Origin of the sequence: Streptomyces sp. ADI95-17 (assembly GCF_003846175.1) — a bacterium.
In the GTDB taxonomy this organism is placed as follows: domain Bacteria; phylum Actinomycetota; class Actinomycetes; order Streptomycetales; family Streptomycetaceae; genus Streptomyces; species Streptomyces sanglieri.
Genome location: NZ_ML123052.1, coordinates 189262 through 197556, shown reverse-complemented (window position 1 = coordinate 197556; position 8295 = coordinate 189262). Strand labels below are relative to the sequence as shown.

At 63.8% G+C, this 8295-nt stretch carries 4 protein-coding genes; 3 read left to right on the top strand and 1 reads right to left on the bottom strand.

Going from position 1 to position 8295, the window contains the following annotated elements; translation table 11 throughout:
- From dpdJ to dpdD, 3 genes are read left to right on the top strand one after another with little or no spacing between them, the layout of a single operon-like run.
- The gene (gene dpdJ / locus EES42_RS38185; RefSeq protein ID WP_241196862.1) at nt 1-4476 is read left to right on the top strand and encodes a protein DpdJ; all 4476 of its coding nucleotides are present in this window, start codon (nt 1-3) and stop codon (nt 4474-4476) included.
- Nucleotides 4473-5000 carry a phospholipase D-like domain-containing protein DpdK gene (gene dpdK, locus EES42_RS38180; RefSeq protein ID WP_124722792.1) on the top strand — a complete coding sequence of 176 codons (528 nt, stop codon included), beginning with the start codon at nt 4473-4475 and terminating at the stop codon, nt 4998-5000. Before dpdJ ends, dpdK begins: the two co-directional genes overlap by 4 nt.
- On the top strand, nt 4990-7029 hold the full coding sequence (gene dpdD / locus EES42_RS38175) for a protein DpdD (RefSeq protein WP_124722791.1): 2040 nt from the start codon (nt 4990-4992) through the stop codon (nt 7027-7029). The genes dpdK and dpdD overlap by 11 nt, the downstream gene beginning before the upstream one ends.
- A gap of 144 nt (nt 7030-7173) precedes the next feature.
- On the opposite strand, the gene dbpB is transcribed toward dpdD, so the two are convergent.
- The gene (dbpB, locus tag EES42_RS38170) at nt 7174-8277 is read right to left on the bottom strand and encodes a DGQHR domain-containing protein DpdB (RefSeq protein ID WP_124722790.1); all 1104 of its coding nucleotides are present in this window, start codon (nt 8275-8277) and stop codon (nt 7174-7176) included.
- Nucleotides 8278-8295 lie beyond the last annotated feature (18 nt).

The window sequence follows — 8295 nt, the reverse complement described above, 5'->3', positions numbered from 1 at the left end:
GTGGCACCCACGACACTGCGCCGCGCCGTTTTGGGCAAGGCGCTTACTGCCCTGGAGGACCGGGAGTTGCCCCTCCTGTCCTGGGGCGTCACAGACGGCATGCTCAGCGAAGAAGAGGTGATGGACGCTCTCTGGTCGGTCATCGACAAAGACGAAGACGCGGCATCGCTGTTCTCTGACGCCGACCAGTTGAGGCAGGCGCTCCTTAGCCAGCAGCTTCTTTTCCAGGTCCCCTTCGGCGGAGTCGATCAGTACCGGACAAGGTTCGCAGAGGGGGTTCGGCTGACTGCCTCCCTGCGGCAGATCTTCGGCCCTTGGCCCGGTGCTCCACTGCAGCCGGACTGGTGGGAAAGAGGTAGGCCGCTGGTCGCCGACTACCGCCTGCACGTCTCTGAGCGTCGCTATCCGACGCGTGACATCTCGGCTGCCCAGGCGATCGCCGAGATGGAGGTGACATCGGGGTGGACTGAGAATCACTCAAAAGTCGCCGGGGTGCTGATCGGTTCGTACTCGCTCTCGCGCTTCCAGGTCGACGCCACCAAGGCAGTCACCAACTCCCTGGTCCACGGGGGTTCGCGTGGCGTCGTTGTCGGTGCCGGCACCGGCAGCGGAAAGACCCTCGCGTTCTACCTTCCGGCATTCGCCGCGATGGCCAATGACCGGCGCACGGGTGTGCATACCCTCGCGCTCTATCCGCGCATCGAACTACTGCGTGACCAGTTGCGCGATGCGGTCAAGAACGCACTCAAACTCCGGGAGCGGGGCCTGCCCAGTCCGCGGATCGGTGTGCTCTACGGGCGTACGCCGCCGGGTCTCGGCGACGTCGCCCAGGGGATGTACGAGTGGCCAGTGCAGGGTGGGGCCCGTGTCTGTCCCTATCTGACGTGCCCCGCCGGGGATGGCGGCGCCATGCTCTGGTCGGAACAGGACAGGGCGCTCGGCTCGGAAACCTTGCGGTGTTCCGTGTGCCATCAGGAGATCCCTGACGGTGTCATGGCTCTTACCCGAGAGTCGATCAACGGGGCTCCGCCCAAGCTGCTCTTCACCACGACGGAGATGCTCAACCGCAACAGCACGGGGTCAAAGTTGAGCAGGACCCTCGGCTGGAAGGGGAATGGTCCCCGCGTCGTCCTGCTCGACGAGGTGCATACGTACTCCGATGCCACAGGTGCCCAAACAGCCCTGCTGCTCCGGCGCTGGCGTCACGCACGCCGTGGCCCAGTCACCTTCGTCGGGCTCAGCGCCACCCTGCATCAGGCCGACCGCTTTATGGCGGAACTTGTCGGGCTACCTGCGGAAAGCGTCACCCTCATCGAGCCGCGCAGCGGGGACATGGAGGCGGAGGGCCGCGAGTATCACATCGCGCTGCGCGGCGACCCCTTGTCGGGTACGAGCCTGCTGTCCACCACCATCCAAACGGCGATGCTCCACGGACGCTTGCTCGACAGGAATCGGCCTGCCGGGACGACACTTCACGGGACCAAGGGATTCCTCTTTACAGACGACCTCGACGTCACCAACCGCCTGTATGACGACCTGCGAGACGCAGAGGGAGGGCAGTACGGGAAGAACCGCAGAAAGCGGGGTGCCGCGGTCCTGGCATCCCTACGTTCCATGGACCTTCCTGCGGAAGAAGATCGTTACCTCGTGGGCCAGTCCTGGAACCTTCCGGAGTTGATCGGGCACAACCTCAGTTCCGACCTGAGCGAGCGGCCTTTGAGGATCGGCCGGACCTCCTCCCAGGATGCGGGCGTCGACGCGGACGCCGATCTTGTCGTTGCGACGGCCTCTCTCGAGGTCGGGTTCAACGATCCCGACGTCGGGCTGGTAGTCCAGCACAAGGCGCCTCGAGACCCGGCTTCCTTCCTTCAGCGCCGGGGCCGGGCCGGACGTGAGAGGGGCACGCGCCCGCTCACGATCGTTGCTCTCTCCGACTTTGGGCGAGACCGGCTGGCCTATCAAGGGTACGAGTCCCTCTTCGCTCCCGAGGTAACACCTCGCACCTTGCCTGTGCACAACCGCCACATCATCAAGATCCAAGGCGCTCAAGCGTTCGTCGATTGGCTCGGCACCCGACTCCATGACCAGCGCCTGTGGGTCAGCGCCCGAACGTTGCTGGCAGGAAATACCCAACCAGACTATGCAGATGCGCAATTGCCCCAGGCTCGGCAAGCGATCACCGAGGATCTGGAGAAACTCCTCGACGGGGACGACACCCTCCTGCGCTCCCTGGCTAGCCATCTGCGAGGCGCGCTGGGCCTGAGCGCCGACGAAGTTCAGGTCTTGCTGTGGGAGCAGCCCCGGTCTTTGTTGTTGGCAGTGGCTCCCACGCTCTTGCGACGTCTTTACGTTGGCGCGTCGCCGATACACAAGGATCCTGGCACGGACCGACGGGCCTTTTTGCCCGAGTTTGTCACGACCTCGCTGTTCGCTCCGCTGAATCTTCCGGAGGTGAGCTTTGCGCTGCCCTTCTCCACTTCCGACGACGAGGAAAAGTTGCCGGTGGGGCGCGCACTGCGTGAAGCTGTGCCTGGCCGCGTCAGCCGCCGGTTCGGGTACCGCGATGATCGCCACCGCACATGGCTGGAGGTTCCCGCCGGGGTCCGTGACGCCGTGATCGATCTGAGTAACCTTCTCGACGCGGCGGAGCGGCAGGGTTGTTGGGACACCGGCCGTGCGGATGTACAGGCGGTCGAGGTCACTCGCCCGCGACGGATCAAGCTTGCTCAGCCGGACAAGGAGATCGCGACCTCGTCGCAGGGCGTCCCCTTGTGGGCAACCCAGTTCGTGGACAACCCTGCGGGTCCTCCGGTTGCCGCGGACGTGCCCAAGGTTCCCGAGTGGCGAGACCGGGTGCTCTCCGTCGGGTTCGCCGCTCACGCTTCAGGTAACCCCACCGAGGTGCGTCGCATGACCTATGGCGCTGTGGCCGAAGTGATCAAGGGCAAGCCGGGCAAGCGGCACAAGGTGGCGGTCAGCTACGTCCACGAGGGAAAGAGGGCAGCCATGGGCTTCTCCTCATCCGTCGACGCTGTCCGGATTCAGGTCAAGCCGCTGGATCTGTCTCTGCCTGGCGTAGTGGAGCATTTGAACTCTCCCGAGTGGCGTTCGAAGGCGTTCACGAACACCGTCATGGAGGACAAGCGGATCGCTGAGGCAACCAACTCGTTCCAGCGTGGGTGGTTGTCCTTGGTGTACCTCTCCGCGTTCGCGCTCGAGGGACTTGAGGGCAAGAAGCCCGAGGCGATTCACGCGGAGTTGTCACAGGGCGCCTGGCGGGGCAGCATCCTTAAGGTCATTCCGCTGCTGTACAGGCAGGATCCGTCTGCCTCTCCTACGGGCGCCGGCAGTCCTGCCGACCGCGTCATAAGCGATCTGCAGGCACTCAGCCAAAACCCCGATATCATCACCGTGCTCGAAGATGCTGGTTCACTGCTGTTCGGCGAGAAACTCCATGACCGCACGGCTGGCCTCGCCCGGCGCGCCTATCTGGACACCTTGGCCGCTGCGATCCTGGAGGCAGTGACACGAGCCTGTCCCGACGCCCGGGACCAGGACCTGACGCTCGACGTGGTGCCGGGTGCTGGCTCTGTAACAGATCAGATCTGGATCAGCGAGACGTCCGAGGGTGGGCTCGGCGTGGTGGAGAAGTTGGCGGAGACGTACGGCCGTGATCCTGCCCGCTTCTGGAGCCTGGTGAGCGCGGCTCTCCGTCCCAACAGCTTCGAGCAGACCGATGCACGGCTTACGAGTCTGCTCAGTCATGTGGTGGAGGCCGAACCAAACGGTGAGCTGGCTCAGGCGATGAGCGAGATGCGCGGTGCGGCTTCGGCTCAGAACAGCCAGGATGCGCTGAACCGCATAAGGTCCGCCTGGACCGACCTGGACGGTGCGCCCCGGCACGGTGATGTTGCGTCCCTCGCGATGCGTCTGCTTCGGCGCGGCTCCGACAGTCTGACCGACGCGACTGCCCTTGCCCTCGTGAAAGCTTGGGATCAGTTGGAAGAAGCAACCAGGATTGAGGTCGACTCAAGGGTCATCGCCTACGCTGTTGGCGCGTGCAAAGTGCAGTTGCCTCGCAAGGTCAGCCCGGACCAGGCCTTCAGCATGCTCTGGCCCCGGGGTGACCAGGCACGGAACTACCATCTGGACTCCTACCAGCCATACCGTGCGGTGGACAACCCGCAGATCTTGGATCGGCTTCTGGCAGCCGCCGTGCACACGGAAGCCTGGCCGCGCCTCGATGCCACATCGTCGGATTGGCAAATCAGCTATGCCCAGTTGCTCTCCTCGAATCCTGCAGTCGAAGTGGTCGTTCCTCTGGACCGGCACGAACTGCTTCGCCAGGTCATGCTGACCATCCCTGTTCTTCGCGTGGACCGTGGAGACCTGAAGCTGTTCGGCGAGGTGACACAGGTACACAGGGACAGCCGCGAGGTCGTCGTCAAGGCCGTCATCAAGGAGTCTGAGCAGTGACTGTCCTTCGTCGTACACTCCGCACGAACGCGCGCAGCGCCCTGCGTGCGGACTCTCTGATTCGGACGGCGTTGCTGGCTCAACTGTCCGCGCCGGGCGGCGAGGTCTGGCTGGTGTCTGCATGGGTCAGCGATGTGGACCTGGTCGACAACGCTGACGGTTCCTTCGACTACCTCTTGGGCGAAGACCCTCCGCTGCAGTGCCGACTGTCCGACCTGCTGCTGATGCTGGCAATGAGCGGCACCGCCGTTCGCGTGGTGACACAGGACGCTCCTGCGAACGCGATCTTCCTGGAGCGTCTCGCTCTGGGCCGTGTCGAGCGTACGGATCTAGAAGTGTTCCTGGACCAGGACATTCACGAGAAGAGCCTGGTCGGCCCGGGCTGGATGTTCGACGGCTCCATGAACTTCACGCGCAACGGCCTTGCCCGAAACAAGGAGCAGATCAGCTATACGTTGGACGAACCGGCTGCGGCGCAGGCAGTAGTGGACTACCAGCATGAATGGAGGGCACGTGGCGTCTAAAGCAGAGGTAGCGGAACAGAACGCCGGTACACAGGAGTTCGTTGACCTCTTCCTTCATCCAGACCACAACGATGCTGGTAAGTACCCCCGCGGCATCACGCTGTTGAGAAATGCGGCCGTCAATCACCGTAGATCGCCCATGGTGCTGCCCTGGCTGAATGAGCAGACCCAGCGCATGGCGTACTACGTGATTCCTCGCCGGCGTGAGCAACTCACTTCTGTTCGCGACCTTCTGGTGGCATTTGTCGGGCCCTCTCTTGCGAAGTACGGCTACAGCGTGCCTGTTGCGCTCGACAGGACCCATGAGGCCCCGATCCTCGAACGCTATGGAGCGGAAAGCACGTTCGTCGTCCAGGCGACCACCGACACGGAAGAGAGGAAGCGCCTGAGGTCTGCGCTGGAACGCATGGTGAAGGTGGTGGAGCGGAGCCCCGAGAGGGCCTGGTCTGCGCCCAAGCCCTTGGGGCGTCTTCTGGCAGACTTCGAAGCGGCCCTCCTCAGCGGTGCACCACAGGCCGCCGAGACGCTCCTTCAGCAGATCGACCGCCAAGGCGGTCTCTCGCCGGCCAACGTCAAACACTTGGAGATCAGGCTTCTGGCGGCACAGGGCAGGGCGAACGACGTCCTTTCACTGCGAGGGCTCCGAGAAGTGCTACTTCAGGACCCGCCTGTTCCGGTGAAGGACATGGTGCTGTCGGCTCTCTTCACAGCGTACATCGAACCTGCGCTTGCTGAAGGGGAACTGGTTGGCGCCGTGGACGCGTTGAAGGCGCCCGACAGCCATTTCTCGTTGCTGGCAGACGGAGACCTACTGGCATTCAGCGAGCAGGCCGTCACTGTCCAGCTCGTCGGTATGTACGGACGAGGCGATGGGGAGGAGCTCTCCCGCAGCATCGCTCTGCTCGACACCGAAGGCCGTGGGGACCACGTGCCTGACGCGCTCGTGTCCTACCGCCGCCGGGCCGTTCCAGCGGGCACTGTGGAAGCGAAATCTGCTGAGCCAGACTTTGCAACTACAGCGGAGCCCGAGCCCGATGGCGTGTCTACCAAGACATCACTCAACTCATGGGCGGAAATAGTCAAGGCTGTCGCCCAGGGAGACAAGACCGCCTTCGAGCTTTGCCGCAGGATGGACGTCCGCCGAGGCGACACCCCGGTACAACTGGATGCGGTGTCCGACGGGGAAATTGCAGACGTATTTGCCGGCCTTACAGACACCGAGTACGAGGTCGTATGGCAGTACGCGCTCGGGCCGTTCCTGCAGGAACTCACGCGCTCAGACCTCACCTTCCGACAGACGCTGACCACGATCATGCGGAGCATTGTCAACCAGCGCTGCGACCCAGCGAACCTCGCAGTCCTGGACCTTCTCCTGGAACTGTTCCTTCGCTCCGCCCCAAAGGCTGCGGAGTACGAAGAGTTCCTGGAACAGTTGAGTGTGCGATTCGACGAATGGGTCGCGCCCGAGACCGCCGGGCAGGCCCTCGACTTCGTCGACCGCCTGGTGGCATGGGCCGCACCAGCACCCGCAGCCCGCGTACAGACAGCCCAGCTCCTATTCGGTCCGTTGCATGTCCATATGCGACGCCTCGATGAGGCATACCTGTCAACGGCTCGGTCTATTAGCAATGAGCTCGGGCTCGGGCTGGAATGGCCTGAGCAGGCTCCCTCGGAGAACGATGAAACCAAGCCGGTTGTCGGAGCCGCGCAGATCTTGGTCTACGGTCTGGACGAGGGCGTGCTGCAGCGTGTCCAAGACCGAATCACCCGGCAGTTCCCCCTTGTGAAGGTGGTGCTCTCAACAGAAAAGGTCGCGTCGAAGCATCTGAAGGAGACAGCCCGAAACTCGGATTTCAGCGTGGTAATCACGCAGTGCGCTGCTCACGCGGCCACCAACTGCATCGGTCAGTACGCCAAGGAGATCGTCTACCCCCGAGGAGCCGGCTCGGTCTCCGTGACTCACGCGGCCATCACCACCTTGTATGAGCATGCTGCCAAGCAGCAGGAACTACCTCCCCAACTGCGGTGATACACCTTGTGCCGCGACCGACGGTCCCGGCACAAGCCTGCGCTGCAGCATCGCTCCGCCCAGCGGCCGAAGACGGCCACAAACGCGGGAAGTGGACCTGCTGTTCACCGTGCCCGAGAGGGCACGGTGAACACGGCCAGCCGGTCAGCCCCGCACACTGCGCACCAGCAGGTCTGTGAGCAGGCGGATGTCGTTGGGGGTGTTTTGCAGGCCGTTCCAGCGGCGCTGTTCGCCGTCGGGGAAGCGCCACATGCCGGAGGTCCAGGCGGTGACCGGCATCAGGCTCAGGATGGCGTTGCGGACCCGGTCGCAGTCGACGTCTTCGGCGGCCATGCCGTCGGTGAGGCTATCCATGACGAAGCCCATGGCTTGGATGCCTGCTCCGTGGCTGAGGCGGGACTGGCGGGGCGGGAGCTTCCAGGCGTCGCTGAAGGTTTCCTGCACGATGGTCCAAAAGGAGCGCAGGTGCAGCAGCATGCGTTCGACGTCGCCGGAGCCGTCTTCGGGATTGCGGTACTGGTAGAGGGCCCCTTCGAAGAGGCTGTGTTCCAGCATGCGCAGCAGGCTGGTGTCTTTGATGTTGCCGTGAGGGGAAGTGGGGCTGGCGACGCGGCCGTAGAAGGGGCCCTTGCCGTCGGTGTTGAGGCGGGTCATCAACTGCGCTGGCAGGCGCTTGCGGGCGTAGGAGGGAGGGAGGTGTCCGCTGGTTTCGGGCAGCAGTTCGTGGATGAGGCCCTTGGGTAGCGGCTTGGTGGAGTTGACCAGGATGAACTGGGAGCGCTGGTCTTGTTGATCGTCGGCGATGAATCCGACGGCGGCTACGGGGAATTCGGCCAGGTCCGCGTCGCGGATGGCGGCGCTGCGCTGCTGTCCGTCCACGATCAGGGCGGGCTTTTCCTCATCAGGAAGGGATTCGTCGACGGGGATGACCAATTCTCCCGGGACGGAGTAGTCGACGCCGACAGCCCGGCGTGCTCCGGTCTCGAACCTGACGGACTCGTCGAACGCCAAGACCAGGGCGTTGGGGAGCATGGCGTTATCGGACTCGAGGTAGCGGCGGATGCCCCGGACGTGGCTGAGGACTTCGGGCCGCTGATAGCCCTGCAGGCTGCTGCTGTCGTCCCGCCGGACGCGGGAGACGGCGGCGAAGCTGTGGATCTTCTTTCCGTCGACAGCGAAGCAGTAGATTTTTCGGTCTCCCTGACGCACTTCAAGTGCAGGGAGCCTGAGTTCATAGCGGTCGGCCATCGCATCTCCTGACATGGA

Coding starts and splice junctions, on each gene's coding strand:
- dbpB (WP_124722790.1), bottom strand. CDS start 8,277: ATGGCCGACCGCTATGAACTCAGGCTCCCTGCACTTGAAGTGCGTCAG.